The 24,259-nt window shown below is 64.1% G+C and carries 24 protein-coding genes and 1 tRNA gene; 10 read left to right on the top strand and 15 right to left on the bottom strand.

From position 1 onward, the window contains the following. The first annotated feature begins 5 nt into the window (after positions 1–5). The 4 genes from QZ650_RS11015 (at position 6) to QZ650_RS11030 (ending at position 3,647) form a co-directional block, all read left to right on the top strand. On the top strand, positions 6–1,190 hold the full coding sequence (locus tag QZ650_RS11015; RefSeq protein WP_292519118.1) for an FAD-dependent oxidoreductase: 1,185 nt from the start codon (positions 6–8) through the stop codon (positions 1,188–1,190). 365 nt (positions 1,191–1,555) lie between these two features. After that, entirely contained in the window at positions 1,556–1,837 is a 282-nt protein-coding gene (hgcC, locus tag QZ650_RS11020; protein ID WP_292519356.1) for an HgcAB-associated protein HgcC, read from the top strand. Between the two features lie 15 nt (positions 1,838–1,852). After that, positions 1,853–2,704 (top strand): arsenite methyltransferase, encoded by an 852-nt coding sequence (locus tag QZ650_RS11025; protein WP_292519116.1) that lies wholly within the window; start codon positions 1,853–1,855, stop codon positions 2,702–2,704. A 340-nt stretch (positions 2,705–3,044) separates the two neighbouring features. Next, a complete protein-coding gene (locus QZ650_RS11030; protein ID WP_292519114.1) occupies positions 3,045–3,647 on the top strand; it encodes a CDP-alcohol phosphatidyltransferase family protein in 603 nt (200 codons plus the stop codon). Positions 3,648–3,730: 83 nt separating this feature from the next. Here the strand turns inward: QZ650_RS11030 and tfrB are convergent, their stop codons facing one another. Together tfrB and tfrA are read right to left on the bottom strand one after the other, a co-directional pair. Continuing rightward, complete coding sequence (gene tfrB, locus QZ650_RS11035) at positions 3,731–5,194, bottom strand: fumarate reductase (CoM/CoB) subunit TfrB (RefSeq protein WP_292519112.1); 1,464 nt, start codon at positions 5,192–5,194, stop codon at positions 3,731–3,733. Further along, positions 5,191–6,822: a fumarate reductase (CoM/CoB) subunit TfrA gene (tfrA, locus tag QZ650_RS11040; protein WP_292519110.1), complete on the bottom strand. Its 1,632-nt coding sequence runs from the start codon at positions 6,820–6,822 to the stop codon at positions 5,191–5,193. Before tfrA ends, tfrB begins: the two co-directional genes overlap by 4 nt. A 72-nt stretch (positions 6,823–6,894) precedes the next feature. On the opposite strand from tfrA, the gene QZ650_RS11045 reads away from it, so the two are divergent. Both QZ650_RS11045 and purM read left to right on the top strand, forming a co-directional pair. Beyond that, positions 6,895–8,283, top strand: a complete 1,389-nt coding sequence (locus QZ650_RS11045) for an aspartate kinase (RefSeq protein ID WP_292519108.1) — start codon at positions 6,895–6,897, stop codon at positions 8,281–8,283. Beyond that, positions 8,276–9,268, top strand: a complete 993-nt coding sequence (gene purM, locus QZ650_RS11050) for a phosphoribosylformylglycinamidine cyclo-ligase (RefSeq protein WP_292519106.1) — start codon at positions 8,276–8,278, stop codon at positions 9,266–9,268. Before QZ650_RS11045 ends, purM begins: the two co-directional genes overlap by 8 nt. 297 nt (positions 9,269–9,565) lie before the next feature. Here purM and QZ650_RS11055 read toward each other — a convergent pair whose 3' ends face one another. The 4 genes from QZ650_RS11055 to QZ650_RS11070 form a co-directional block, all read right to left on the bottom strand. Beyond that, positions 9,566–9,802 carry a hypothetical protein gene (locus QZ650_RS11055; protein ID WP_292519104.1) on the bottom strand — a complete coding sequence of 79 codons (237 nt, stop codon included), beginning with the start codon at positions 9,800–9,802 and terminating at the stop codon, positions 9,566–9,568. An 80-nt stretch (positions 9,803–9,882) separates the two neighbouring features. Continuing rightward, positions 9,883–10,410 (bottom strand): ZPR1 zinc finger domain-containing protein, encoded by a 528-nt coding sequence (locus QZ650_RS11060; protein ID WP_292519102.1) that lies wholly within the window; start codon positions 10,408–10,410, stop codon positions 9,883–9,885. Beyond that, entirely contained in the window at positions 10,410–10,787 is a 378-nt protein-coding gene (gene sepF / locus QZ650_RS11065) for a cell division protein SepF (RefSeq protein ID WP_292519100.1), read from the bottom strand. Before sepF ends, QZ650_RS11060 begins: the two co-directional genes overlap by 1 nt. A 51-nt stretch (positions 10,788–10,838) precedes the next feature. Further along, positions 10,839–11,336 (bottom strand): RNA-binding protein, encoded by a 498-nt coding sequence (locus QZ650_RS11070; protein ID WP_292519098.1) that lies wholly within the window; start codon positions 11,334–11,336, stop codon positions 10,839–10,841. Positions 11,337–11,446: 110 nt separating this feature from the next. Between QZ650_RS11070 and QZ650_RS11075 the strand changes: the two genes are divergently transcribed. The 3 genes from QZ650_RS11075 to purF are packed head-to-tail and all read left to right on the top strand — an operon-like array spanning position 11,447 to position 13,320. After that, positions 11,447–11,674, top strand: coding sequence for an LSM domain-containing protein (locus tag QZ650_RS11075; protein ID WP_292519096.1), 228 nt, complete (start codon positions 11,447–11,449; stop codon positions 11,672–11,674). A 14-nt stretch (positions 11,675–11,688) separates the two neighbouring features. Next, the gene (locus QZ650_RS11080; RefSeq protein WP_292519094.1) at positions 11,689–11,871 is read left to right on the top strand and encodes a 50S ribosomal protein L37e; all 183 of its coding nucleotides are present in this window, start codon (positions 11,689–11,691) and stop codon (positions 11,869–11,871) included. 9 nt (positions 11,872–11,880) lie between these two features. Beyond that, positions 11,881–13,320: an amidophosphoribosyltransferase gene (gene purF / locus QZ650_RS11085; protein ID WP_292519092.1), complete on the top strand. Its 1,440-nt coding sequence runs from the start codon at positions 11,881–11,883 to the stop codon at positions 13,318–13,320. Between the two features lie 342 nt (positions 13,321–13,662). On the opposite strand, the gene QZ650_RS11090 is transcribed toward purF, so the two are convergent. After that, positions 13,663–13,737, bottom strand: a tRNA-Met gene (locus tag QZ650_RS11090). A gap of 144 nt (positions 13,738–13,881) precedes the next feature. Between QZ650_RS11090 and trxA the strand changes: the two genes are divergently transcribed. After that, the gene (gene trxA / locus QZ650_RS11095) at positions 13,882–14,298 is read left to right on the top strand and encodes a thioredoxin (RefSeq protein ID WP_292519090.1); all 417 of its coding nucleotides are present in this window, start codon (positions 13,882–13,884) and stop codon (positions 14,296–14,298) included. On the opposite strand, the gene QZ650_RS11100 is transcribed toward trxA, so the two are convergent. The 8 genes from QZ650_RS11100 to QZ650_RS11135 all read right to left on the bottom strand — a co-directional run bounded on the left by QZ650_RS11100 (position 14,295) and on the right by QZ650_RS11135 (position 24,255). Continuing rightward, complete coding sequence (locus QZ650_RS11100) at positions 14,295–14,642, bottom strand: 4a-hydroxytetrahydrobiopterin dehydratase (protein WP_292519088.1); 348 nt, start codon at positions 14,640–14,642, stop codon at positions 14,295–14,297. The two genes, trxA and QZ650_RS11100, sit on opposite strands and share 4 nt — an antisense overlap. Before the next feature lie 52 nt (positions 14,643–14,694). Further along, positions 14,695–15,264: a flavodoxin family protein gene (locus QZ650_RS11105; protein WP_292519086.1), complete on the bottom strand. Its 570-nt coding sequence runs from the start codon at positions 15,262–15,264 to the stop codon at positions 14,695–14,697. 1 nt (position 15,265) lies between these two features. Beyond that, on the bottom strand, positions 15,266–16,369 hold the full coding sequence (locus QZ650_RS11110; RefSeq protein WP_292519084.1) for a DUF362 domain-containing protein: 1,104 nt from the start codon (positions 16,367–16,369) through the stop codon (positions 15,266–15,268). A 61-nt stretch (positions 16,370–16,430) separates the two neighbouring features. Next, entirely contained in the window at positions 16,431–16,895 is a 465-nt protein-coding gene (locus QZ650_RS11115; protein WP_292519082.1) for a GNAT family N-acetyltransferase, read from the bottom strand. A 13-nt stretch (positions 16,896–16,908) separates the two neighbouring features. After that, a complete protein-coding gene (locus tag QZ650_RS11120; protein WP_292519080.1) occupies positions 16,909–18,318 on the bottom strand; it encodes a PAS domain S-box protein in 1,410 nt (469 codons plus the stop codon). Further along, complete coding sequence (locus QZ650_RS11125) at positions 18,308–19,612, bottom strand: hybrid sensor histidine kinase/response regulator (RefSeq protein ID WP_292519078.1); 1,305 nt, start codon at positions 19,610–19,612, stop codon at positions 18,308–18,310. The genes QZ650_RS11120 and QZ650_RS11125 overlap by 11 nt, the downstream gene beginning before the upstream one ends. A 21-nt stretch (positions 19,613–19,633) precedes the next feature. Then, positions 19,634–21,883, bottom strand: a complete 2,250-nt coding sequence (locus QZ650_RS11130; protein ID WP_292519076.1) for a chemotaxis protein CheW — start codon at positions 21,881–21,883, stop codon at positions 19,634–19,636. Between the two features lie 11 nt (positions 21,884–21,894). Beyond that, positions 21,895–24,255 carry a Cache 3/Cache 2 fusion domain-containing protein gene (locus QZ650_RS11135; protein ID WP_292522505.1) on the bottom strand — a complete coding sequence of 787 codons (2,361 nt, stop codon included), beginning with the start codon at positions 24,253–24,255 and terminating at the stop codon, positions 21,895–21,897. Between the last annotated feature and the right edge of the window lie 4 nt (positions 24,256–24,259).

The following is a 24,259-nucleotide window of genomic DNA, read 5'->3' on the forward strand; positions in this document are numbered from 1 at the left end:
CTTTCATGGCAGGCGTTAAGGTCTACACGACGGAGAACTGCCCCTACTGCCGGATGGTTCAGGCGTTTCTCAGGAAGAACGACGTCGAGTACGAACTCGTCGATGTCGGGAAGGACCGCGAGGCGGCCCGGGAGATGATCGAGATCTCGGGGCAGCGGGGTGTGCCGGTCACGGTCTTTGGGGATGAGGTGGTCGTCGGGTTCGATCCCAGGAAGCTCCGGGAGCTCTTCGGGACGCCGCCGGAGGAGACCGTCCACGATGTGGTCATCGTGGGCGCCGGACCGGCAGGCCTGACAGCGGCGGTCTACTGCGCCCGGAAACTCATGAAGACCGTCGTCATAGCGGAGAACATCGGCGGGCAGGCGGCCTGGAGCTGGGCTATCGAGAACTACATGGGGTTCTCGACGATATCGGGGGAGGAACTGGTCCGGAAATTCGAGGAGCAGGTCCGGGGGTTCGACGTTCATCTCGAGATCGAGAGCGTCGGTGAGATCCGCAAAGAGGACGACACCATCCTCGTCAAAACGGCCTCGGGGATCGTCTACCGTTCCCGCACCCTCATCCTCGCCTCCGGGAAGGAGCCCCGGCGGCTGGGGCTTCCCGATGAGGACCGGCTGATGGGGAAGGGTGTCTCGGTCTGCGCCATCTGCGACGCCCCGCTCTACCGCGATAAACCGGTTGCGGTCGTCGGCGGCGGAAACGCGGCGCTCCAGACCGCGATCGAGATGACGAAGTTCGCGAGTTCGGTGGCCCTGATTGCCCGGAGGTCGCTCCGGTGCGACGAGGTCTACCTCGAACGGGCAAAGGAGGCGGGGGTGCAGACCTTCTCCCACCACGAGGTGACGGCGCTCCACGGGGACGCGGGCCTGACCGGGATCACGGTCCGCGACCGCGAGACCGGGGAGGAGACGGCTCTCGGCGTGGAGGGGCTCTTCCTCGCGATCGGGCTTGCGCCGAATACGGGGTTCCTCCGGAACCTGGTGGCGTTGAACGAGCGGGGCGAGATCCTGATCGATGAGAACGGCCACACGAACGTTCCCGGGATCTTCGCGGCCGGGGACGCGACCTGCGTCAAGGCCAAGCAGATCATCGTCGCCGCCGGCGACGGGGCGAAGGCGGCGCTCGAGGCACATGAGTACTTCGAGCGGTTCACGGGCCGGCCGATCGAGGGGCGGGCCGTCTGCGTGTGAGGCCGGGGCTCTATCCGGAGACCCCGGCCGGCGCCTGGAGTATGAAGAGGTTGCCGCTTCCGACCGATCCGGTGAACTCCTCACCTGTGTAGCAGAGCGATTCGACCGGGAGTTCGAGGGTAATTGCTCGTTGTTGGTGCCTTCAGGGCCGTGGATCTCTCCCGATAAGCAGGCAGGGGATTGGCGATCCGTGCCCCCCTGGCAGGGACAGTCCGGATCCCCTGCGGCCGGAGGGCACGCTAAAACCCTGCCTCCCGGCCCCTCGCCGAAAGGCTGCGCACCTCCCATCCCGTTGAATCTTCGGAGTATTCTGAATATTCAGAATATTAATATACCTCCTCCGGCAACCCTGATCCGTGAGCTGTATGGAAGATGCCCCGGGGGACGAGCAGCGGCTCTCCTGTTCCGGGGCCTGCACGATTGAGGCGGTCGTGAGCACCGATGCGCGAGGACAGGTGGTCCTTCCGAAGGATATCCGCGAACGTGCCGGGATTGCTCCCGGTGACCGGCTTGCCGTCGTCTTCTGGGGGAACGAGGGCGACGTCTGCTGCATCACGCTGATCAAGGCGAGCTGTCTCAATGGTATGGTGACGGCGCTCCTCTCTCCCATGGCGGAGGAGCTCGCAGGCAGGGAAAGATCGGACTGATCAGGAGTTATCGCGATGAAGGAAGATATTCACAAACAGGTGCGGAGCACCTATGGAGAGATAGCCCGGCAGGGGGGATGCGGGTGCGGCATCGGGTGCTGCAACACCGGGAGGACTGTCGAGTCGGTCAGCCTCGACCTCGGCTACTCGGAGAGCGACCTCGAGCAGGTGCCGGAGGGCGCGAACCTGGGGCTCGGGTGCGGCAACCCCGTGGCCCTTGCCTCCCTCCGGGAAGGCGACGTCGTCCTCGACCTGGGTTCGGGGGCGGGGTTCGACGCCTTCCTTGCGGCGGAGCGGGTCGGCCCGGCGGGCCGCGTCATCGGCGTCGAGATGACGCCCGATATGCTTGATAAGGCCCGGGAGAACGCAAAGAAGGGCGGGCGCACAAACGTGGAGTTCCGTCTTGGCGAGATCGAGCACCTGCCGGTGGCGGACAACTCGGTCGACGTGGTCATATCAAACTGCGTCATCAACCTCTCCCCCGACAAACCGCAGGTCTTTCGCGAGGCGTTCCGGGTCCTCCGCCCGGGAGGGCGGCTCATGGTCTCCGACATCGTTCTCGCGGCGCCCCTTCCGGCACCCCTCCGCGATTCGGCGCTCCTCTACAACAGCTGCGTTGCGGGAGCACTGGCGAAGACCGAGTACCTCGGCCATATCGCCAGTGCAGGCTTTACGGGGGTCACGGTCCAGGGGGAGACGGTCTTCCCGCTCGAGCATATCGTGAGCGAGCCGGAGCTTGCCGGGCTCCTTAAGGGTGTCTACCTCGATGAGGAAGAGCGAAGATCGCTTCGCGAGAGTATTGTGAGCATCAGGGTCAGCGCCAGGAAACCGGCGGGTTGCACCTGCGGCTGCGGCGGGACGTGCTAGGCTCTTCCCTATTTTTGCGATCCGGGGAGTTACGCTCCCTTCCGCGGGCCTGCATGATCCGCTGCAGTATCCGGGAAGGGTTGGGCGGGTGGCGGGACCCATGCCTGTGCCGACCCGTTTCATATCGTGCAGGAGTACGGGTTCTTCGATGAAGACCCTGGAAAACACCTGCAAACAATGACCTGGTTTGGGAGGGTTCGGCGACATTGAGCGGTTCCTCGCCGAATGTATTAATCATCACCCGGCCCGGGAGAGACACCCTTATCTCCCGGGAGCGACGATCCCCTGCCATGCTACGGTCGGGGACGGTCGCGGGTACTCTCTTCGGGGTGACGGGCCGATGATCGAGGAGCACCTCCGGGGACGGGTGAACGGGACGCTCACGCGAGTCGCGGCCCTCATCGCCAGGACGGGGGCGACCCCGAACACCCTCACGCTGCTCGGGTTTCTCGGGATGGCAGGCGCCGGAGTCCTCTGCGCCGCCGGATCGTTCTTCTCTGCCGGGATCCTGGTTGCCGCATCCTGCGTCTTCGACGCCCTCGACGGGGCGCTTGCCCGGGTGACCGGCGCAGCCTCGATCTATGGAGCGTTCTTCGACTCGTTCCTGGACAGGTATGCCGAGGCGGCGGTCTATGGAGGACTGGTTGTCCACTACGCGGGGACGGGGGCGTCATGGGGTGTCGAGGCCGCTTTTTTCGCCGCAATCGGGTCGCTGATGGTCAGTTACGCCCGGGCCCGGGCCGAGGGGCTCGGTGTCGAGTGCCGGGCCGGCCTCTTCGCCCGGCCGGAGCGGATCGCGGTCATCATCGCCGGGCTGCTCACCGGGTTCATGCTCCCGGCGCTCGTCATCCTCGCGGTCGCGACGAACATCACGGCGGTGCGAAGGCTCCTCTCTGTCCGGGGGGCTACGATTTTTGCGTCACGGCCTCCTCGGTCACCGTGATTCAGTTGTACTGGCGGTCCGGTAGCCCCGGAGTACGCATCCCGGGAGTTGTGTTAAATGCTTTAAAAAGAGTAATTTGGGGTTTATGAAGAACCCTTCTGCTCCGCGTCCTTCTTCTTATACCCCTCAAGCAGGACCGTCACCAGGTTCTTGACGGGCACATCCGTACAATCCGCGATATGGAACTCGCAGAACGGGCAGACCGTCACCACCACGTCCGGGCCGGTCGCCTTCACGCACTCGTCGCGTTTCGCTCCGAGGGCTTTGGCCTCCTCCGGAACCCCCGACCGGACGCCGCCGCCGGCGCCGCAGCACTGCGAGGGCATCTCGACGAACTCCCGGACGGCCTCGCGAAGGAGTGCCCGCGGCTGCTCGCGGATCCCCTGGCCCCGGAGGAGGTGGCAGGGGTCGTGGTAGGTCGCCGTGAGATCGAGCTTTGCCGGGGGCTCGATCCCGTACCCGGTCAGGATCTCCGTGACGTCTTTGACCTCGAACGGCGTCTCGTAGTCGTTCTTCAGCGTCGCCCCGCACCCGGCGCAGATCGTCATCACGGTCGTGATCCCCCGGCGGGCGAAGGCCTCGATGTTCTTTCGCTTCAGGTCCTCGACATGCGACGTCTGCCCCGTCCGGATCAGCGGCGAGCCGCAGCAGACCTGGTCGTGGGGGACGATCACCCGGATCCCGTTGCGCTTCATGACCTCCATCGCATCGAGCGCCGTCTGCGGCACCCGGCCGTTGAACATGCACCCGACGAAGAACCCGACCTCCCCGCGGACGGGGCCGTCGGGCTCGATCACCTCCGGCACCTCTTCGAGGAAGGTCGTCTTTGTCCGCTCGACGCTCCGGCCCGTCTCCTGGACCAGCCGGGCCACCTCCTGGTGGCGGGGAAGGGTCAGCCCCCGGCGGTTCGCGACCTCACGGAGTTTCTCGATGGCTTTCCCCGGGACGTCGATCTCTTTCGGGCAGACCTCCACACAGCGCTTGCAGGTCGTGCAGTAGAAGAGCCCCTTCTCGATCGCGTCGGTGATTCGATCACCGGAGTCGCGGGGGTCGAGGGCGAGGCGCATCTCCTGCCGGAGCACCGTCGGCCCGGCGAACTCCGTCACCTGGAGCGCCGGGCAGGCCGAGACGCAGCAGAGGCACTCGATGCAGTCCCGGAGGGGCTTGATCGCCGCGATCTCCTCCCGGGCCGGGAGCGCCGCGTCCGGGGCCGGGCATATCCGGGCAATCTTTGCGATCACCGGCTCCATATCGACCGTCAGATCCTTCAGGATCGGGAGGTCGAGCGGCTCGATCATCATCCCATCCCGGGCCTCCGCCATGCAGGCGAGGACGGGCGTCCCGTCCACCCGGACGGCGCAGCTCCCGCACTGCCCGGACCCGCAGCAGTAGCGGTAGGCGAGCGTCGGGTCGTGCTCGTCGCGGACTGCGTGGAGGGCGTGGAGCACCCGGGCACCCTCGTTCACCCGGACCGTATACTCCTCGATGTGCGGCTCCGCGTCCGCGGCCGGGTCGAAGCGCGAGATCCTGAGCGTGATCGTCTTCATGCCGCGACCTCCCGCTGCTCGATCCCGGCGTGCGCAAGCGATATGTAGGTGTGGCCGAAGGGCGACGTTGCCGGCTCCGTCGTGACGCTGGCGTCCCGCCGGACGTGGGCCCCCCGGTTCTCGGGCCGGAGGAGGGCGCACCGGACGATCAGGGATGCCGTGGTGCACATGTTCCGGACCGTGCAGCAGTCAAGGAGGTTCGTGGCCGAGGCCGCGCAGAGCCGCCGGTCGGCGAGCTCGCGGATATCCCCGAGCGCCGCCGAGAGGTCGGGGGCGTTGCGGAAGATCCCGGCCCGGTTCCACATCGTGAGTTTCAGGTCTCTCCTGACATCTGCGGGGCTTGTATCGCCTTCAGAGAAACCGTCCAGCATCCGGAGCACCCCGTCGATCCTGGCGGGGTCCACCCGGCCGCTCCGGGCCGGCGCCTTCCCGGCGAACTCCCCGGCCCGTTTCCCGAAGACCTGCGTGTCGGCGAGCGCGTTCCCGCCGAGACGGTTTGCGCCGTGCACACCGCCGGCAACCTCACCGCAGGCAAAGAGGCCGGGGATGGTCGTCCGGCACTCAGGGGTGATCCGGAGCCCCCCCATAATGTGGTGGGCGGTGGGCGCCACCTCCATCGGCTCCCGCCGGATATCCACGCCGTAGGTGAGGAACTGCTCAAGCATCACCGGGAGCCGGGTCTCGATCTTCTCCGCCGGAAGGTGGGTCACGTCCAGGTAGACCCCGCCCCGGCTCGTCCCGCGCCCCTCCAGCACCTCGGTCGCGATCGCCCGGGCGACCACGTCCCGTGTTGAGAGTTCCATCCGGGCCGGGTCATAGCGCTCCATGAACCGCTCCCGCCGCGCGTTCAAGAGGATGCCTCCCTCGCCCCGGACCGCCTCCGTCACCAGCCGGCCGCGGGCGTCGTAGGGATAGACCGCCCCCGTCGGGTGGAACTGGATCATCTCCATATCGATCAGCTCCGCGCCCGCCCGGTAGCCCATCGCAAACCCGTCGCCGGTCCCGGCGGCGGAGTTCGTGGATATATCGTAGACCTGCGTCCCGCCCCCGGTCGCAAGCACCGTGGCGTCGGCCCGGAAGAGGATGGGGTTCCCGTCCCGGTCGAGAGCGATCGCGCCGGACACCGCACCGTCCTCGTCTTTCGCGAGATCGAGGACCGAGACCTCCTGGTAGAGCTGCGTATCCGTTGCGTCGAGACGGTCGAGGAGGGTCATGATGATCTCGTGGCCCGTCCGGTCACCGGCGTAGCAGGTCCGGGGGAACCGCTGCCCCCCGAACGGGCGCTGCGCGACCATTCGATCGTCCGTGACGTCGAAGACCGCACCCCACCGGACGAGGTCCGCCATCCGCTCGGGGGCCTCGCGGACAAGGGCGTCAACGAGTGCGGGGTCGTTCAAGTAGGCTCCGCCCGAGAGCGTGTCCTCGCGGTGGACCTGGATCGAGTCCTCGTCGCGCAGGACGGCGTTGAACCCGCCTTCCGCCATCGTCGTGCACCCGCCCTTGCCGGCGATGGTCTTGGAGACCAGGACCACGCCGCCGTACCGGGAGGCCTCGATGGCAGCCCGCACCCCGGCGCCGCCGCTTCCAATAACCAGCACGTGCGCGTCCACAATCTCGTCTACAAGCATCTTATTAGTCGGTGCGTTGTATAATACCATAAAGTAATTGCAGGGGACAAGTGAGCCAGAATGAGGCTTTTAATGAAATTCGGCGGCACCTCCGTTGGAGAGGCAGACTGTATCCGACGGGTCGCGGACATTGTGGAATCGCACCGTGCGGCAGGCGACGAGGTCGCGGTGGTCGTATCGGCATGCTCAGGGATAACCGACCAGATCATCGCAGTGGCTGACGAGGTCATAACGAGCAAGGAGCAACCCCCGATCGGGACGCTTCTTTCGGCGATGCGGACCCGGCACACCCGGCTCCTTATGGAGGTGGCTCCCGACTACGCCGACGAAGTGACGGCCGTCATCGACGACCGGCTCACCCGGCTGCAGAATATCCTCACTGCGGTGCATACCTTAAAAGAACTGACTCCCCGGTCCCGCGACTACATCATCTCCTTCGGGGAGCGGTTCTCCGCCCCGATCGTGAGCGCTGCCCTCCGGCAACGCGGCATCTCCTCGGTCGTCCTCGACGGCGCCGAGGCCGGGATCGTCACGACGGCAAACCACGGGGACGCTCGCGCCCTCCCGACGAGCGAGACCAGCATCCGGAGCCGGGTCGCCCCGCTCCTGGCCGATTCCGTCCCGGTGATCATGGGCTTCATGGGGGCGACCGAGCAGGGCATCGTCACCACTCTCGGCCGGAGCGGCTCCGACTACTCGGCCGCCGTCGTCGGTGCCGGGATCGATGCCGACGAGATCTGGATCTGGACCGACGTTGACGGGGTGATGACCTCCGATCCCCGGATCATCAAAGACGCCCGGGTCCTCGACGACATCTCCTACCTTGAGGTGATGGAGCTCTCCTTCTTCGGCGCGAAGGTCCTCCACCCGCGTTCGGTCGAACCCGCAATGCAGAAGGATATCCCGATCCGGGTCAAGAACTCATTTAAGCCCGACGTCCCCGGAACCCTCATCCTCCGCGATGAGCACCGGGAGTTGCGGGTGGTCAAGGCCATCGCCCTGATCGAGAAGGTGGCCCTGGTCAACGTCAACGGTGCGCAGATGATCGGCCGCCCGGGCGTCGCAAAGACGATCTTCTCCGCGCTCGCGGAGCGTGAGGTGAACGTCATGATGATCTCGCAGGGCTCAAGCGAGGCAAACATCTCCCTCATCATCGACGAGTCCCACCTGGAGGCCGCGATCTGCGCCCTCACCCCGCTCGTGAAGCAGGGGATCGTGCGGGAGGCCACCTACGACCGGGATGTTGCTGCGGTCGCCGTCGTGGGTGCGGGGATGGCCGGCACCCCGGGGACGGGCGGCCGGATCTTCTCCGCGCTCGGCCGGGCTTCTATCAACACGATGATGATCTCGCAGGGCTCAAGCGAGGTGAACGTCTCGTTCGTCGTGAAGGCCGGCGAGGGCAAACGGGCCCTGCAGATCCTGCACGACGAATTCCGTCTCTCGGAGAACTCAGATGACTGAACATACTTACCGTGAAGCAGGGGTCGATATCGACCTCGAGGCCCGGGCGGTGCGGGCGCTGATAGATTCACTCACCTACCGGAGAACCGGCGCGTTCTCGATGCTCGGGAATGTCGGGCACTTTGCCGGGCTGATCGACTGCGGGCCATACGTCCTTGCCCTCGCCGTCGACGGCGTCGGCACCAAGATGCTTGTTGCGGACGCGCTCCGCGACTGGCGCACCGTCGGGATCGACTGCATCGCGATGAACGTAAACGATCTTTACGTGATGAACCTCGAGCCGGTGGCGTTCGTCGACTACATCGCGACCGATGCCCTCTCCCCCGAGAAGATGGCCCAGATCGGCGAGGGTTTGAATGAAGGAGCACGGCTCGCGAACATGAACATCGTCGGCGGCGAGACCGCGACCCTCAAGGGGCTCGTGAACGGCCTCGACCTCGCGGGGACGTGCCTTGGGGTCCAGAAGAAGGAGAAGATCGTCAACGGGGAAGGGATCGTTCCCGGCGACCGGATCGTCGGGGTTCCATCAAGCGGCATCCACAGCAACGGCCTGACGCTTGCGCGGAGGGTCGTCGAGGAGTGCGCCTCCTACGACACACGCCTCTCGAACGGGAAGACTCTCGGCGAAGAACTCCTGACGCCCACCCGGATCTACCACGAGGTTCTCAGGGTGACGGAAGCCTGCACGATCCACGGCATGTGCCACGTCACCGGCGGCGGCCTCCTGAACTTCAAGAGGCTCACGGGATACGGGTTCTCCATCACCGATCCCCTCCCGGTCCCCGAGGTATTCCGCTGGCTGCAGGAGAACGGCAATATCGGGATCGTCGAGATGTACCGCACCTTCAACATGGGCATGGGCTACGCCTTCGTCGCCCCGGAGAAGAGCGTCGCCGCGATCCAGTCGGTCATCCCCGGCGCCCGGGTTGTCGGCGAGGTGACCGGGGAGCCCGGTGTGTGGTTGAAGGATACAGAGATGGAGTGAGCGTTCTCCCCTCGCCCTCGAGTTACCGTCAACGCCGGCTCATCGCCGGTCTTATTCTTTTTTCGCAGATCGCGAGCGCGATACCTCTCAATCGCCCGGCAGGTGCCTTCTCAAAATCGCCATGAGTGATACGAGCGTGTCCAATAGATACAGCCTCACTGATTCCAGGGATCGAGCGAAATCGGGCCTGGAATGGCCAGGAGATTGCTCGGCCATCGCAAGCCCGCCTTCGCACCCTGGTGCTCACGCTCACTACGCTCGCGTTCTACGCTCGCCGGCGCCTGGCCTCCCGGCCGTCTACGCCCCGCCGCCGTGCTCCTCGAAGTAGTGCAGCGCCTCGGGGACCTGTTCCCGGATCCGCTGCAGGAAGTGGTTCGCAAGGTCAGGGTCGGCTACCCGGAGCGAGTGCTGCATCGCCCGCTCCGTGTCCTTGTCAAGCCCGCCCTTCTGGTCCATCTCCGCTTTTATGTCGTGGACGGCATTCTCGACCTCCCCTTCGTTCTCCCATTTCAGCACCGATATGGTTCGTGCCATTTCACTTCACCTCAGGGCGTCCGCTATGGGAGGAAGTCCTATTTTAGGTTAACTTCGACGACGAAGGAAAAAAGAAAATCTCAGGTTTCGCTCTGGTCGAGGAGCATCTTTTCGGCTTTCTCACTGACGAGCGCGCTGTTTCCGGCCGGATCCTCGATGATGACCGTGAACGGGAAGGCCACCTCCCGTGCCTCGCCGATCTTCCCAAGCATCTTAAGTGCGGCCGTCCGTTCCTCGTCGCTCTCGGGGTTCGCGAGGACCGTTCCCACCGCCTGCTCGAAGCGGTTGAGGATTCCCTCGATGTTGGTGACGAACCCCTCGCAGGCGATCCCGGGCTCGACCGCGAGACCGAGTTCCGGGATCTCGATCGTCCCCGTCGTGCTCCGCACCACCCGGATCGCGAGGTCGTCGGGCTCTTCGATGCGCACCGTCCATCGGACCGGGTCGCCCTCCCCGAGGATGATGGTGTCGGTGTGCCGGTAGCCGCAGGCGTCGCAGGCGATCGCGACGAGCAGGAGGTCGGGGAAGTGAGGGATATCAAGGCGGTGATGGACGATCTCGATCTCACACCCGCATGCCGGGCAGGTCCCCGCGTACGAATCCCGCACTACACGCCACCGCCGATCTTCTCGCGCGAGACCTTGACGGACATCGGCGTGATGACGACGTACTTCTGCTCGCCGAGACCGACAATATCGCCGTTCACGTCCTTTGCCACATCACGGAGGTCCTTTAAGACCCGCTCGAACGTCACCTTGTCCATCTTCAGCCGCCCGATATCGACGATGACGATATTGCCGTTGTAGACCTCGTCTTTGACGCGGGGAGTATCCTTGAGGTCGGCGATGGCCGCGATCTTGATGTACATGGATGCCGGCTCTTCTTCGTTCGATCCCTCGTAGGAGGCGAGATCGAGCTCCATGTATTCCTCTTCATTTTTTACAGCGTTCTTACCGAGGATGCTGTCAAAGAGCTTTTTAACCATAGAAAAAATGAGGAATGATTTTTATTTAATAGTATCTTTTTATTTTCCCGGTTATATTTCAAGGTTCCAGATGTCGTCCCCGACATAATGGACGCTCTTGACCGATTTGCCCTTCTCCTGCTCCTCCATATCGGCGGCGTCATAGAGCGCAATCCCGATAGCGAGCGGTTTGCCGTAGCGTTCCTCGACGACCTGGACCGGGCGCCCCTCCCGGATATCGGGCGAGATCGAGACGATTCCGGGGCGCATGGCGTCCGCGCCGTTCGCGACGAACCTGACCGCGCCGGCATCGACCACCACCCGCCGCTCCGGGATCGGGTGTTCGATGAGGCCCCGGAGGGTGGGGAAGGCCCAGGTCTCGGTGGCCATCAGGAGCGGTTTCTTATCGATGAGGTAGAGTTCGACGGTGGCGTCCGTCTCCATCCGCTCGATACGGTCGGAACGGAAGAGGTCGGCGGACGCGCCGATCTCATCGGCGAGGCGGTCCAGGAGTTCGGTTATCTGTGACTTCCGGATAGCGTGGCGTCTTTTTACGGTGATCTTCGGCATGGGATAGGGACCTCGGGGATGTCTGCTCCGTCGGGCAACAACGCGGTTATATTTAAGTAGCTTCCTCACTCAAATATATTACTCCAGAAAGGACGGCAAAGGGTAATCATATGACGCCAAGACCGTTGGATATTTTAGATCAGGTACTGAATCGTCAGCCCGTCATCATCAGCCTTAAAGGTGGAAGGGAGATCCGGGGAATCCTCCAGGGATACGACGTTCACATGAATCTGGTATTGGATAAGGCAGAAGAAGAAGTGGACGGCACAGTGCAGAAACTCGGCACACTGATCGTCCGCGGTGACAACGTAATTTACATTACTCCTTCAGTCGAATAAGTAGGTGAGAGAGCATGTCAAAAGGCACACCCTCAATGGGCAAGCGACAGAAGCGTACCCACATCGCCTGCAGGCGTTGCGGCAAGATCTCGTTCCACGCGCAGCACAAGGTCTGCGCGTCCTGTGGCTTTGGAAAAAGCCGGAGGATTCGCAGTTACCGCTGGACGGAGAAGAAGGCAAAGGTACCGACGCATTAGAGCTGTATCATGTGTGGTATCGTTGGCGTCGTCGATGCTGGCGGTGTCTCTTTTCCGCTGTACTACGCCCTGTACGCTCTCCAGCACCGGGGGCAGGAGAGCGCAGGGATCTCTACTTTTGAAGGCACGACCCTGTACACGCATAAAGCCCAGGGACTTGTTGCTGAGGTCTTCAACAGCCAGACCCTGCAGAGGCTGCGGGGCAACACCGGAATTGGACACGTCCGCTACCCGACGACCGGGTCAAAAGTCCCGGAGAACGTTCAGCCGTTCAACTTCCGGTATCAGGGGCTTGATCTCTCGATCGCCCATAACGGCAACCTGGTGAACACGGCCGAACTCCGGGAGGAGTATGAGCGCCGGGGACAGATCTTCTCCACGACGACCGATACCGAGATCATCGGGAGTATCATCGCCGATGCGCTCCGGACCTCAAAAAGCATGGAGGATGCTGTCCGGCTCTGCATGCGGCGCCTGCGGGGCTCCTATGCAGTCGTTGCGCTGGTCAACGGCACCGTCTATGCGTTCCGCGACCCGCTCGGCATCAAGCCGCTCTGTATCGGGAGGATTGACCAGGGCTACATCGTTGCATCGGAGAGCGTGGCGATCGATGCGCTGGACGGCACGCTTCTTCGCGATGTCCGGCCGGGAGAACTTCTCTGCATCGATGAGGACGGGCTTTCCTCCGTCCAGATCGCAACGGCGGACCGGCGGGCTTACTGTATCTTCGAGTACATCTACTTCGCCCGCGCCGACTCGGTGATGGACGGAAAACTGGTCTACGACGTCCGGCGCCAGATCGGCCAGAAACTCTATGATGCAAGCCCGATAGAGGCCGATACGGTCTGTCCCGTCCCCGACTCCGGGATCGCGTACGCCGCAGGCTACGCTGAGCGGTCCTGCACCCCGTTCGTCGAGGGCCTGATGAAGAACCGCTACATGGGCCGGACATTCATCATGCCGACCCAGAAGCAGCGGGAGCGCGCGGTCAGGATCAAGCTCAACACCGTCCGGGGGAACCTCAAGGACAAACGGGTGATCCTGGTCGACGACAGCATTGTCCGGGGGACGACCTCCCGCCGGATCGTGAACATGATCCGGGACGCGGGGGCGGAGGAGATCCATCTCCGGGTCGGTTCTCCGCCGATCATCGCGCCCTGCTACCTCGGGGTGGATATGCCCACCCGCGCGGAGTTGATCGCGAGCGGCAGCGATGTCGAGGCAGTGCGGGAGAGCATCGGCGCGAACTCGCTCACCTACATCCCGCTCGATGACCTGGTGGAGGCGATCGGGTGTGGTGAGCGGAACCTCTGCACCGGGTGCCTGACCGGATGCTACCCGGTGGAGATCCACGGGGAGCGGAGTTGCCACTGCGTCGTGGACTACGTCGCCGGCACCCACCAGTCCGACCTCTCGGCCTTCAAGGCCGAGAAGAAACGGACGGCGTAAGTTCCCCCGGTGGGTTTCCTTTTTTTGTCCGGGTGTTCGGACTCTCCTGAATCTTGATCCGGCGCTTACCATGGGGCACGCACCCATGCACGAATTTCCTCGGGTATCGCGCCCGGGGTGGAGAAAAAGGGGGAGTGCGGGCGCTGTCCGCCACGGTCCGGTGCATCGGGCACTCTCTATCATAGCAATGCCGGGTCAGGGCCCACTTCTATGCGTGCTGCCGAGCCCGGGCGCTTGCGCGAGAGGCGGGCTCGCCGGGAAGAGATCTCAAGAGACGCAGGGGCTCGTTACAAAGGAACAATCGATACGAAAAATCGTGCAAAAACGCAGAAGAACCGAGCATAGCGAGGGATGGATTTGAACCATCGATCTACGGGTTATGAGCCCGCCGGGATTTCCTGACTACCCCACCTCGCTTCCTACCTGTGAGGTATATAATATTGTACGTGCCCGGATATATAGTTATCTGAATGCCCGGCCGCCGCTCTTATGCTCCCGGTGCTCGAATTCCGGACGTTCCCACGCAATCTTTTATAGGGGCGTGCGCCATACCTCCGTTGCATGGAAGAGAAAGGACCGGTGGACGACGATCTGCAGCGTCTCCGGGAAGAGCGCCTCCGGGATATGGAGGCCCGGTTCATCGGCAACCGGGAAGGCATCATCGAGGTCACGGACGATACATTTGAGGCAACCCTGCAGGATCACCCGTTCCTTGTCGTCGACGTCTGGGCGGAATGGTGCGGCCCCTGCCGGATGGTGGCGCCGGTGATCGAGGACCTTGCGCGTGACTTCGCCGGCAGGGTGACCTTCTCGAAGTGCAACGTCGACCAGAATCCCCGGGTGGCGATGAGTTTCAGCATATCGGCGATACCGACGCTCCTCTTCTTTGCGAACGGCGCGCTCGTCGACCGGGTGGTCGGTGCGCTCCCCAGGGATGCTATCCGGTCGAAGATCATGAGGGCCTTCGGCACCGGCTAGAGGGTCCCGCCCTGCCGGGACCGGAGCCGCTCGGAGAGGCGTGCAGCCATGATGAAGTCGTTTCTGGAGAGCCCGCCGATGGCGTAGGTATACCAGGCCACATCAACGATCCGGTTCTCGCGGATCCCGATATCCGGAAGATGCTTCTCCCGCGCGGCAAACGCGGCGATCTCGCCGAGAAAGTGGAGAGCTTCGGAGAACCCTTTGCAGGCAAACCGGGCAGAGAGCCGCCCGTCTTCAAGTGACCAGTCCGGGACTTCTAACAGGAGATCGGCGATCTCCCGCCGGGTCAGCGGTGCCGTATCCGCGACATCCGGCCTCGTCGCCTCAGACGAAAGATCCATGCTGATCCCTCTCCGGACAGGATGAAAAAGGTTCTTCTCCGGCGCCGGAGCCTCAGTGCAGTTTCTTGATCAGGAACGCCACGTTCTCGGCGAACCGCCGGATTGTCCGCATCCCTTCTTCGTCGTTCAGGGCCTCGCCCGGCGCCCACCCGAAGACCATGTTCCAGTAGGTCGAGCCCGGCACGATCATATCGTTGATCAGGAAGAACATCAGCAGTTCCTGGAGCGTTGCGGTATGCCCGCCCCGCCGTGCCACGACGATCGGGCCGCCCACCTTCCGCGAGAGGAAGGAGTCCGACGCCATCGAGACCATCCCGATCCTCTGCAGCGCTGCCGTGACGTCGCCCCGGGCGGTCCCGAAGTAGACCGGGGTCCCGACGATGAACCCGTCGGCCTCCCGGATCGTATCGATGATCTCGTTTAGGTCGTCGTCAAGAGCGCACTCCCCGCCGGTGCAGAGCCCGCAGGCCGTGCAGGAGAGGATGTGCTTTTCTGCAAGCAGCACGGTCTCGGCCTCGAGCCCCTCCCGTTCGATGACCTTTGCGCACTCGGCAAGCACCTGTGCGGTGTTTCCTTCGAGCCGGGGGCTCCCGCAGAGCAGCACCACCTTTCTGGTCTCCATATCACACCTCGATCAGCCGGTAATCGGCGTCCCCGAGCCCGATCCCGGCGGCATATTCGATCTGATATTTGCCGTCCGTGTAGTCCCAGACACCCTTAAACTTGTCCTCACCGGGAGCAAGATTCTTCGCGAGCGCCGTCCGGGGGACTCCGCGCTCGCTGTTGATGAGATCGAGGCTCGCGTGGTCGATGGCGACCGGGTCGGTCGAGGCGAGGATCCCGATATCCGGGACGATCGCCGCGTCGCTCCAGGGGACGCAGTCGCAGTCGGGGGTGATGCCGAGGAGGAAGTTGATGTAGCCGACCCGCCCGGGTTTATCGCGGACGGCCCCAAGGGCGTACTCGCAGAGCCGCTCGAGAAACGGCCGGATCTCCGTTGTCCAGTCGAACTCGATCGCGCCTGTCGGACAGGCGCGCATGCAGTCCCCGCACCCGACACAGTGCTCCGGGTTGAGGATCGCCCGCCCGTCTGCGAGGGTCATCGCCGCCTGCGGGCAGACCCGGGTGCACTTCCCGCACCCCCCGCACCGCTCGATCTCCACGAACGGCCGGCCGGCGTGCTGCTCCGCCTTCCCTGACGGCGGGGCGCAGCCCATCGCCAGGTTCTTGATCGCCCCCCCGAACCCGGCAAGGTCGTGGCCCTTGACGTGCGAGAGGACGAGCATGCTCTCGGCGTCGAGGATGCTCCCCGCGATCCGGACGCTCGCAAAGTGTCTCCCCTCGATCGGGACCTCCCGCCAGTAGCCGCCCCGGAGGCCGTCGGCGACGATCACCGGAGCGCCGGCGACCGCGTAGGCAAAACCGTGCTCGATGGCGGTGACGGTATGCCGGACGGCGTCCGCACGGCTCCCCGCGTACAGGGTGGCGGTGTCGGTGATGAACGGGTGGGCCCGGCGCTCCTTCACCTTATCGACCACCTGCCGGGCAAAGACCGGGTGGATGTAGGTGTCGCACCCCCGCTCCCCGACATGCAGTTTGACGGCCGTAAGGTCGTCGGGCCGGACCACAGCGTCAAAACCGGATGCATCAAAGAGCCGGCGGATCTTCTCGACTTTGCTCTCGTGGTGGCCCCGTGCCCTGAGACCGGCAAAATAGACGTCTGCCATTGTTTGGGCTCCTCGTTCGGGTACTCTCTTGCCGGAGAGGATAAGGGTTGCGCCGGACCGCTCACAACCCGGCTCTCCGGCGCATCGGCCGGACCTCCGCGCCCTCCATATTCCCCGCAGCCCAGGTATAGCGCTCCCGGATGGGGAAAGGGAGGTCGCGTTCCGGTATCGAGACGAACCCGAACTCCGCGTAGAGCCCCGTGAGGCTCTCGACCGCGTACATGAAGAGGTCGTCGTTGTGGCAGGCCGTGACGAGAGCGCCGACCGCCATGCGGGCATACCCCCTCCCCCGGCAGGCCTCGGGCGTGAAGACGCCGTCGACCTCCATGCTGCCGTCGGGGTGCCTCCTGCACCGGGCAAGCGAGACGATCCGCCCGTCGAGGAAGACCGCAAAGATCCTGTCCCGCGCCGGGTCGCCGGTCGCACCGTGGTAGTCACGCCAGACCTCGTCGGCGAGCGCGAACTCCGTGCGCGTGAGTTCGTGGACCTCCGGCCGGGGTGCGGGTCCAGAGTCGCCGGGAACCATTGTTCTCTTCTCCTCAGTCAATCCGGTAACCCTCCTGCGGCACAAGGATCTCGAACCTCGCCCCCTCCCCCGGGGTCCCGGTCTCGCGGATGGTGATCCCGGTGATGGCGAGGATCTCGTGGGCGAGGAAGAGCCCATGCCCGTAACTTTCCGCCCTCTGGACGAAGAGCCTCTCCTTCTCCGCATCGGGGATGCCGGTCCCGTCGTCCTCGACGATGATTGCACAGCCGTCCGGCCGCAGGTGGTAGGTGACGACGATCCGGGTCGCGCCCGTCGCCGGGGCGAGAGCGTTCTCGAAGAGATGGGTGAAGACCGTCCCGAGATGGGGGTCGGCGAAGACATCGAGCCGCTCGGTCCATGCTTCGAGGGAGACGGCCCCGAACGGAAGGTTCGCTGCCGCGTTCCTGACGGTCTCCTGCACGGGCATCCATCCCGGTGGGGATCGCCCGATGTCGCGGAACGCGCGGGAGATCTCGATCTGACGCCGGATGCCGTTTGCAGCATCGTGCAGGTCATCGATGAACGAGAGGACCGCGGGATCGTCGAACTTCATCACGCCCACCGAGAGGTAGCCGTAGAGGACGGCAAGCCGGTTCGCGAGGTCGGTGCGGAGGATCCCCGAGAGGGTGTTGAGCTGGCGGCCGGCGTTCCGGAGCGCGGCCTCCGTCATGACCTGATCGCTGACGTCCCGGATAGACTCGATGGCACCTGCGACGTTGCCGTTCGCGTCAAGGAGTGCGGTCGCCGTGAACCTGATATGCGCTCCCTTCCCGCCCCGGAGATGGGGGACGGAGGTCTCGGAGACGAGGGTGTGCGGATTCCCGGCCTCGACCTCGCCCCGGAGGAGCCGGTCTGCAAGGAGCGGTCGCCGTTCACCGCAGAAGGGTATGGCATGCTCGTAGTCTCCCTGGTTGAGCATGGCCTCCTTCTTCACCCCGGTCATCTCCTCGATCGCGCGGTTCCAGGCGATGACCTTCCCCTCGCGGTCGAGAGCGAACGTCGCGTCGGGCAGAAACTCGATGATCTCCTGCATCTGCTGCTCGGACTCCCGCAGCCTCGTTGCGAGGAGCGCGACCACCCCGCCGACGAGGACCAGGAAGACCGCGCGGGGGAGGATGGTGAACGGGAGCAGGGGATCCGGTGGGGAGAGGAGAAAGACCGTGACGGCGTAGACGGCTGCGAGGCAGATCGAGAAGGGGATGCCGCGTCGGGGATACCAGTAACTCGCGAGGATGATCGGGATGCTGAGCGGGAGAGCGGGAAGGGGGAGAAGGCCCGCCGGGGCGCCGAGGATAAGGCCGAGCAGGTTCCCCCCAAGGGCAAGCACCGCGAGGACGGCGATGGCCGCGATGCGGTTGCGCGTGCTGGCGAAAGGCTTTCCGATCTTCATGATGGGGCATGCAGGTGTATCCTTACCCTGCACGGATCACCTCCACCGGGCAGAGAAGTTCGAACCGCGCCCCTTTGCCGGGGGTCCCGGTCTCGCTGATGGTGATCCCGGTGATGGCGAGGATCTCCCGGGCCAGGAAGAGGCCGAGGCCGGTGTTCATGCCGTAGGCATAGGAGAAGATCTTCTCCTTCTCGTCGGAAGGGACCCCCACGCCATCGTCCTCGCAGAGGATGGTGTAGCCATCGCTTTCCCGCCTGAGGCTGAAGGTGATGGTGGTTGCCTTCTCCCCGTAGCGCATCGCGTTCTCGATCAGGTTTGAGAAGACCCTCTCGATGAGCGGGTCGGCGTAGACCTCCACCCCCGCGGGAACGGCGTTCACGATGCTCACCGCGCCCGTCGGGACATACTGCACCGACCGCTCCACAAGCATCCGGATCTCCTGCCAGACGGGGGAGGCAGCGCCCACCTTCTGGTAGTCGGCGGTGAACCGGAGGGTATTGCTGATCCGGGTGATCATCCCGTCGGCGCTCTCGACGTGCTGCCACGCGTTCGCCGGCTCCCGCTCGCGGAGGGAGAGGGCGAGGTCCAGGTAACCCTCGAGCGCTGCAAGCTGGTTTAAGAGGTCGTGGCGGGTGATGCTGGCCATGAGCTGGAGTTTCCGGTTGGCGTCCGCGAGTGCCGCCTCAACGCGCCTCCGTTCCTGGTTCTCCGCAGCAAGGCTCTCGTTGCTGCGGGAGAGGTCCCCCACGGCCGCCTGGAGTTGCTCGTTTAAGGAGTGCAGCTGCTCCTGGGCCTCCTGGAGCTCGGCGTTCTTCGCCACCGCGACGGAGTAAGTCGAGAGGAGCGTGTTTAAGATCCGGAGCCTCCCTGCGGCAATCGTGTAGGTGCTCCCGGCAAAGGGGATCTCCAGCGGGGCTGGGGAGCCGTCCGGGTCGGGCATCTCCGCCGTCCGCATGACGGCCTCGATCTGCGAGCAGACAAGTCCGGGCTCGACCGGTTTGACGATGAAACTATCAGCCCCGGCAGCGAGGCCCCGCATGACGTCGGCCGGGTCAAAGAGGTTGGTGACCAGGATGACCGGTATCCCCGGGGAGTCCTGCTTGATCCTGCGGCAGAGTTCATACCCGTCCATCCCCGGCATCAGGATGTCGGTCAGGACGATATCGGGCCGGCCGGCCTCGATCCGCCGGAGGGCTTCCTCACCGTCCGCCGCCAGGGTGACATCGTATCCTTCCTCTTCAAGCATGTGGCGGAGGAACTCAGCCTGTGTCCGGCTATCCTCTACGACCAGGATGCTCATCCTCGATCTCTTCTGTATCTCTTCCATCTCGCTTCTCCTCCTCGTTCGTCACCGGCGGCGCATCAGGCGGCGGACTGTCTCGACAAATCCTCCCGTCTCAAAACCGCTCTTGACGATATAGGCATCCGCCCCGACCGCCCTCCCCTGCTCCCGATCTTCGGGCGAGTCGAGCGAGGTGACCAGCACCACAGGAAGACCGGCGGGGTGCCGATCTTCGGCACGGATCTTCTCTGTGAGGGCAAAACCGTTCATCCGGGGCATATCCACGTCCGAGACGACCATATCAAACTCATGCTCCTTAAGTTTTGCGAGCGCATCGATGCCGTCGACTGCGGTCTCTACCTGATATCCGGCTCCTTCAAGGACATTCTGCAGCAGGACCCGCGATGTGACCGAATCCTCCACGACCAGGATCTGCCGGGGGGCCTCGTCCGGGAGTGGCGGGGGAGGGACCGGCCGCTCCGTCTGCGTCGCGTCCTGGATCAGTTCGAGGGGATCGAGGACAAGCGCCACCCTCCCGTCCCCGAGGATCACGGCCCCGTCGATCCTCCGGACGAAGCGCAGCTGGCTCCCGAGCGGCCGGACGACGATCTCCTGCACCCGGATCACCTCGTCGACCAGGCATGCGATCTTTCCTGCACCGTAGGCGATGATGACCAGGGATGCCGGGCGGTCCTCCCCGGACGGAGGGCCGGATGGGGGGATTCCCAGGACGTCGGTGAGCCGGACGATCTCGATCGTCTCCCCCGCAACCCGGGCTGTCGGGCGGCCGTCGTTCAGGCTCAGGTCCTTTGGGCGCACCCGGAGGACCTGCTTGACCTGCTGCATGGGCAGAACGTAGATCTGCTTCTCCGACCGGACAAGGAGCCCGCGGAGGGTGGCCATCCTGACCGGGACGACCAGGGTGATCGTGGTCCCCCGGCCTCTCGTCGAGGAGACCGTCACCTCCCCCCCGAGACGGGAGACGGTGTCTTCCACGATCGCAAGCCCAAGCCCCCTCCCCGAGAGGTCGGTGACGACCCGGCTTGTCGTCATCCCCGACCTGAATATGAGCCAGATCGCCTCGCTGTCCGTGAGGGCCGCATTCTCGCCGGCGGTCACCACCCCGTTCTCAACGGCCATCCGCCGGATCTCGTTGCCGTCGATGCCCGCGCCGTCATCGGCCACCTCGATCCCGACCCTGCTCCCCGAACGGGGAGAGACCCGGATCCGGACGGTGCCGCCGGCCGGTTTCTTCCGCGCAATCCGGGTCTCCGGGTCCTCAATGCCGTGATCGATGCTGTTGCGGACAAGATGCATGATCGGCTCCCGGAGCGCATCCAGGATCCGCCGGTCCACCTCGATATCCCCCCCCTCGATCATGAGGTCGACCGATTTGCCCGACGTCCGGGAGAACTCCCGGACAAACGCAGAGAACGGTGCAAGCATGCTTGCGGCCGGAAGCAGGGCGGCGTCGCGGATCAGGTCGGAGATCTCGGTGGTGCTCGCCTCGAGTGCCGACCGGTCGATCTCCATGGCACGCAGGTGCGTAGCGAGGTCGTGCTGCAGGTAGGTCACGAACTCACGGTTGTACTCCAGGAACTCGACCGCCCTCTGGAGCGGGAGGACCAGTTCGGGAGGGATCACCGCCTTCTCTTCACCGAACGCCTTTCTGCGGATAAGGTGCAGGTCGTTGAATGCCTGGGAGTGTTTCCACTGCCAGAGGGCGAAACGCCCCCCCATCTCCTCGAGTTCGCGTATCCGCTGCGTGATGAAGAGCCGCGTCGTGAGGAGGTCGTCCGCCCCGGCAGTAAGCAGGTCGAGTTTCTGGGCTGCAATCCGGACAGTGCCGCCGTTCTGACCATGCCCTGCCGCCTCCCCCCCGGGAGCGCGGCTCTCCCTGACGGCCGGGTCCGTCCTTTCCCGGGATCCCTTTCCCGAAGGAATGGCCCGGAGCGCTCCGATCACCTCCCCCGGGGTGTTCGGCGGCCGCTCGCCCCGGAGAAGCGCCTTCACCACCGCGAGCGTCCGGTGGAAGAGGTCGAAGTCGTCGACACCGGGGGTGTACTCGCCCCGTTTTACCAGGGCAAAGACGGTCTCGAGGGTCTGGCAGACCGACTCGATCTCCCGGAGGTTGACCGCACGTGCGGCCCCCTTCAGGCTGTGGATCCTCCGGTAGACCGACTCGACCAGCGCGGGCTCCGATCCCGATTTCTCGAGGTCGATGAGTCCTGCGGTGATCGACTCAAGATACTCCTCCGCCTCCTCGCGAAAGGTCTCGAGGAGATGAGCGCGGAATGCATCGTTCGATCCGGCCATGGCCAATTGCATCAGACCCGGTACTGCTGGGTGATCCTCTTCAGGCGGTCGCCGAGTTCGTGCAGGTCCTCGGCGGTCTTCTCCGCCTTGTGGGTGGTCTCAAGGTTCTTCTGGGCGGCGTCGCGGATATTCTCCATTGCCCGCGAGATCTGGTCGATTCCCGCTGCCTGTGTCTGGATCGAGGCCGCGATCTCGATGACCTCTTGCGAAGTGTCCGCGATCGACCGGGCGAGCACCTCGATCGCCTCCTGGGCGTTGCTCGTCAGCCGTGAGGCATCCGCGACGGACCGGATCCCCTGCTCGGTCGAGACCGCGGTCGAGGAGACACCCCGCTGGATATCGGTGAGGATGACCCGGATGTTCGCGGTCGCCTTCTTTGACTGCTCGGCAAGGTTATGGATCTCGTTTGCGACGACCGCAAACCCTTTCCCGAACTCCCCGGCCTTTGCGGCCTCGATCGAGGCGTTCACCGCGAGCAGGTTGGACTGCTCGGAGATATCGGTCACTGTTGCGATGATCTCGCCGACCGCCTGGCTCTGCTCGGAGAGACGGATGACGTTTGCCCGGATGATATCCATCTGCCGCTGGATCTGCTCCATCCCGTCAAGGATCTCCCGGACGGATCTCTGGCCGTCTTTGGAGACGTCGAGCGCCCGCATCGCTTTCTCAGAGACTCCTTTCGTCTTCTGGTTCACGAGTTCGGTCTTCTTCCTGACGCTCTCGACCGAGTCGGAGGTCTCGTTCACCGTCGCGGCGGTCTGGGAACTGGCCGCGGAGAGTTCGTTCGTGACCGCCAGGATCTCGTTAGATGCAAGGGAGAGGACCGAGACCCCTTCGTAGAGCTCCTCGCTGATCAGTTTCATCAGCCGCGAGAGTTCGATCCCGATGGTGTTGAGGGCGTCACGGTAGGCGACGAACTCCCCGGCAACCGGGATCTTCTCGTCGAACCGGGCGGTGAAGTCGCCGGAAGCGTAATATCCGGCAAGCCGCATCGCCTCGTTCACCGGTTCGGTTATCGATTCGAGGGTTTTGTTGAACCCGGCGATGATCATACGGTAACCGCCGCGAAACGCCTTCTCGTCGCCGCGGATCGAGAGGTCCCCCGCACGGGCGGCGTCCGTGAGTTTGATCGTCTCCTTGTGGAGGTGGTCGAGGGACTGGACCATCATCGCGAGCGCGGGACGGATCTCGTCGCCCTCGTCGGTGACCGGGAACTCCTGGACATACTCCCCGAGGGCGATCTTTTTGAGGTTCCCGACGACGTTCGTCTGGAGATCGCCGGCAAACTCATCCATCGTGGCGGCCATGACCCCTATCTCGTCCTGCCGCTTGATGTTGAGCCGGGCGGAGAGGTGGCCGTTGCGGAGTTCTTTGAGCATCAACACGACCTGCTGCAGGGGCTCGGAGATAGAACGGCCGAAGAGAATGGCTATCGCGACGCCGATGGCGATGGATGCCAGGACGACGACGATGATCGTGTTGCGGATGGTGTCGATCGGCCCGGTGAAATCGGAGAGATCGGCGCGCGAGACGATGTACCAGTCGAGCGGCTCGTAGTAGGTGTAGGCGTCGATCATATCGGTGCCGTCGATCTCGTGGCGGATGACCCCGACCTTGTTCTCGAACATCTCCTGGACGAAGCCCTCGCCGGCCCAGTTCTCACCCTCAAGGGAGGGGTGCACAAGGACCTGCCCGGTGCTGTCGATGACGAACATATAGCCGTTCCTGCCGATGACCGTGTCCTTGAGGCTCGCCTTGACGACGTCAAGGGTCTCCTGCTCCTCGGTCCCGACGAAGAGGACTCCGACGATCTTGCCGTTGCTGTCCTTTATCGGCTCGTACGCCGTGACGTAGCGCTTGCCGAAGAGGTCCCTGCTCCCGTAATAGGTCTCTCCCTGGTTGACGACGACGTCGTAGACGTTCTGGGTCAGCTCGGTCCCGACCGCCCGCGTGCCGTCGGTCCCGATGACGTTCGTGGAGACCCGGACAGCATGATCGTCGTTCACCTGAAAGACCGTCGCTGCGCCCCCGACCAGGGACTGGACCTGGTCGACGATCTCGAAGTTGTCGTTGATGATGTAGGGGTTGGCGTTCTCGTTGACCAGCGCCAGTTTTCCATCGATCACCTCGGGCGTGCCGCGAGCGTAGAAGTTCTCCCGGAGGACGTTGAGGTCGCTGTTCACCTTGTTGCGGGTGAGTTTGTAGACGTCGTTGGTCCATCCCCTTGCATCAAGCACCTGTGTCTCAAGCAGCGTCTCGATCTGGTCGTTGATCACACTGCTCGAACTGGTATACGCTACCACGCCGAGCATAAGCGCCGGGATGATCGCAAGAAAGAGGCAGATGACGAGGATCTTCGTCCCGACTTTCATGTCA

Source organism: Methanoculleus sp. (genome assembly GCF_020696975.1).
Classification (GTDB): domain Archaea; phylum Halobacteriota; class Methanomicrobia; order Methanomicrobiales; family Methanoculleaceae; genus Methanoculleus.

What these genes read in the sequence shown, in the direction of transcription:
- QZ650_RS11015 (WP_292519118.1), top strand. Translation starts at nt 6, where the DNA reads ATGGCAGGCGTTAAGGTCTACACGACGGAGAACTGCCCCTACTGCCGG.
- hgcC (WP_292519356.1), top strand. Translation starts at nt 1,556, where the DNA reads ATGGAAGATGCCCCGGGGGACGAGCAGCGGCTCTCCTGTTCCGGGGCC.
- QZ650_RS11025 (WP_292519116.1), top strand. Translation starts at nt 1,853, where the DNA reads ATGAAGGAAGATATTCACAAACAGGTGCGGAGCACCTATGGAGAGATA.
- QZ650_RS11030 (WP_292519114.1), top strand. Translation starts at nt 3,045, where the DNA reads ATGATCGAGGAGCACCTCCGGGGACGGGTGAACGGGACGCTCACGCGA.
- tfrB (WP_292519112.1), bottom strand. Translation starts at nt 5,194, where the DNA reads ATGAAGACGATCACGCTCAGGATCTCGCGCTTCGACCCGGCCGCGGAC.
- tfrA (WP_292519110.1), bottom strand. Translation starts at nt 6,822, where the DNA reads ATGCTTGTAGACGAGATTGTGGACGCGCACGTGCTGGTTATTGGAAGC.
- QZ650_RS11045 (WP_292519108.1), top strand. Translation starts at nt 6,895, where the DNA reads ATGAAATTCGGCGGCACCTCCGTTGGAGAGGCAGACTGTATCCGACGG.
- purM (WP_292519106.1), top strand. Translation starts at nt 8,276, where the DNA reads ATGACTGAACATACTTACCGTGAAGCAGGGGTCGATATCGACCTCGAG.
- QZ650_RS11055 (WP_292519104.1), bottom strand. Translation starts at nt 9,802, where the DNA reads ATGGCACGAACCATATCGGTGCTGAAATGGGAGAACGAAGGGGAGGTC.
- sepF (WP_292519100.1), bottom strand. Translation starts at nt 10,787, where the DNA reads ATGGTTAAAAAGCTCTTTGACAGCATCCTCGGTAAGAACGCTGTAAAA.
- QZ650_RS11070 (WP_292519098.1), bottom strand. Translation starts at nt 11,336, where the DNA reads ATGCCGAAGATCACCGTAAAAAGACGCCACGCTATCCGGAAGTCACAG.
- QZ650_RS11075 (WP_292519096.1), top strand. Translation starts at nt 11,447, where the DNA reads ATGACGCCAAGACCGTTGGATATTTTAGATCAGGTACTGAATCGTCAG.
- QZ650_RS11080 (WP_292519094.1), top strand. Translation starts at nt 11,689, where the DNA reads ATGTCAAAAGGCACACCCTCAATGGGCAAGCGACAGAAGCGTACCCAC.
- purF (WP_292519092.1), top strand. Translation starts at nt 11,881, where the DNA reads ATGTGTGGTATCGTTGGCGTCGTCGATGCTGGCGGTGTCTCTTTTCCG.
- trxA (WP_292519090.1), top strand. Translation starts at nt 13,882, where the DNA reads ATGGAAGAGAAAGGACCGGTGGACGACGATCTGCAGCGTCTCCGGGAA.
- QZ650_RS11100 (WP_292519088.1), bottom strand. Translation starts at nt 14,642, where the DNA reads ATGGATCTTTCGTCTGAGGCGACGAGGCCGGATGTCGCGGATACGGCA.
- QZ650_RS11105 (WP_292519086.1), bottom strand. Translation starts at nt 15,264, where the DNA reads ATGGAGACCAGAAAGGTGGTGCTGCTCTGCGGGAGCCCCCGGCTCGAA.
- QZ650_RS11110 (WP_292519084.1), bottom strand. Translation starts at nt 16,369, where the DNA reads ATGGCAGACGTCTATTTTGCCGGTCTCAGGGCACGGGGCCACCACGAG.
- QZ650_RS11115 (WP_292519082.1), bottom strand. Translation starts at nt 16,895, where the DNA reads ATGGTTCCCGGCGACTCTGGACCCGCACCCCGGCCGGAGGTCCACGAA.
- QZ650_RS11125 (WP_292519078.1), bottom strand. Translation starts at nt 19,612, where the DNA reads ATGGAAGAGATACAGAAGAGATCGAGGATGAGCATCCTGGTCGTAGAG.
- QZ650_RS11130 (WP_292519076.1), bottom strand. Translation starts at nt 21,883, where the DNA reads ATGGCCGGATCGAACGATGCATTCCGCGCTCATCTCCTCGAGACCTTT.
- QZ650_RS11135 (WP_292522505.1), bottom strand. Translation starts at nt 24,255, where the DNA reads ATGAAAGTCGGGACGAAGATCCTCGTCATCTGCCTCTTTCTTGCGATC.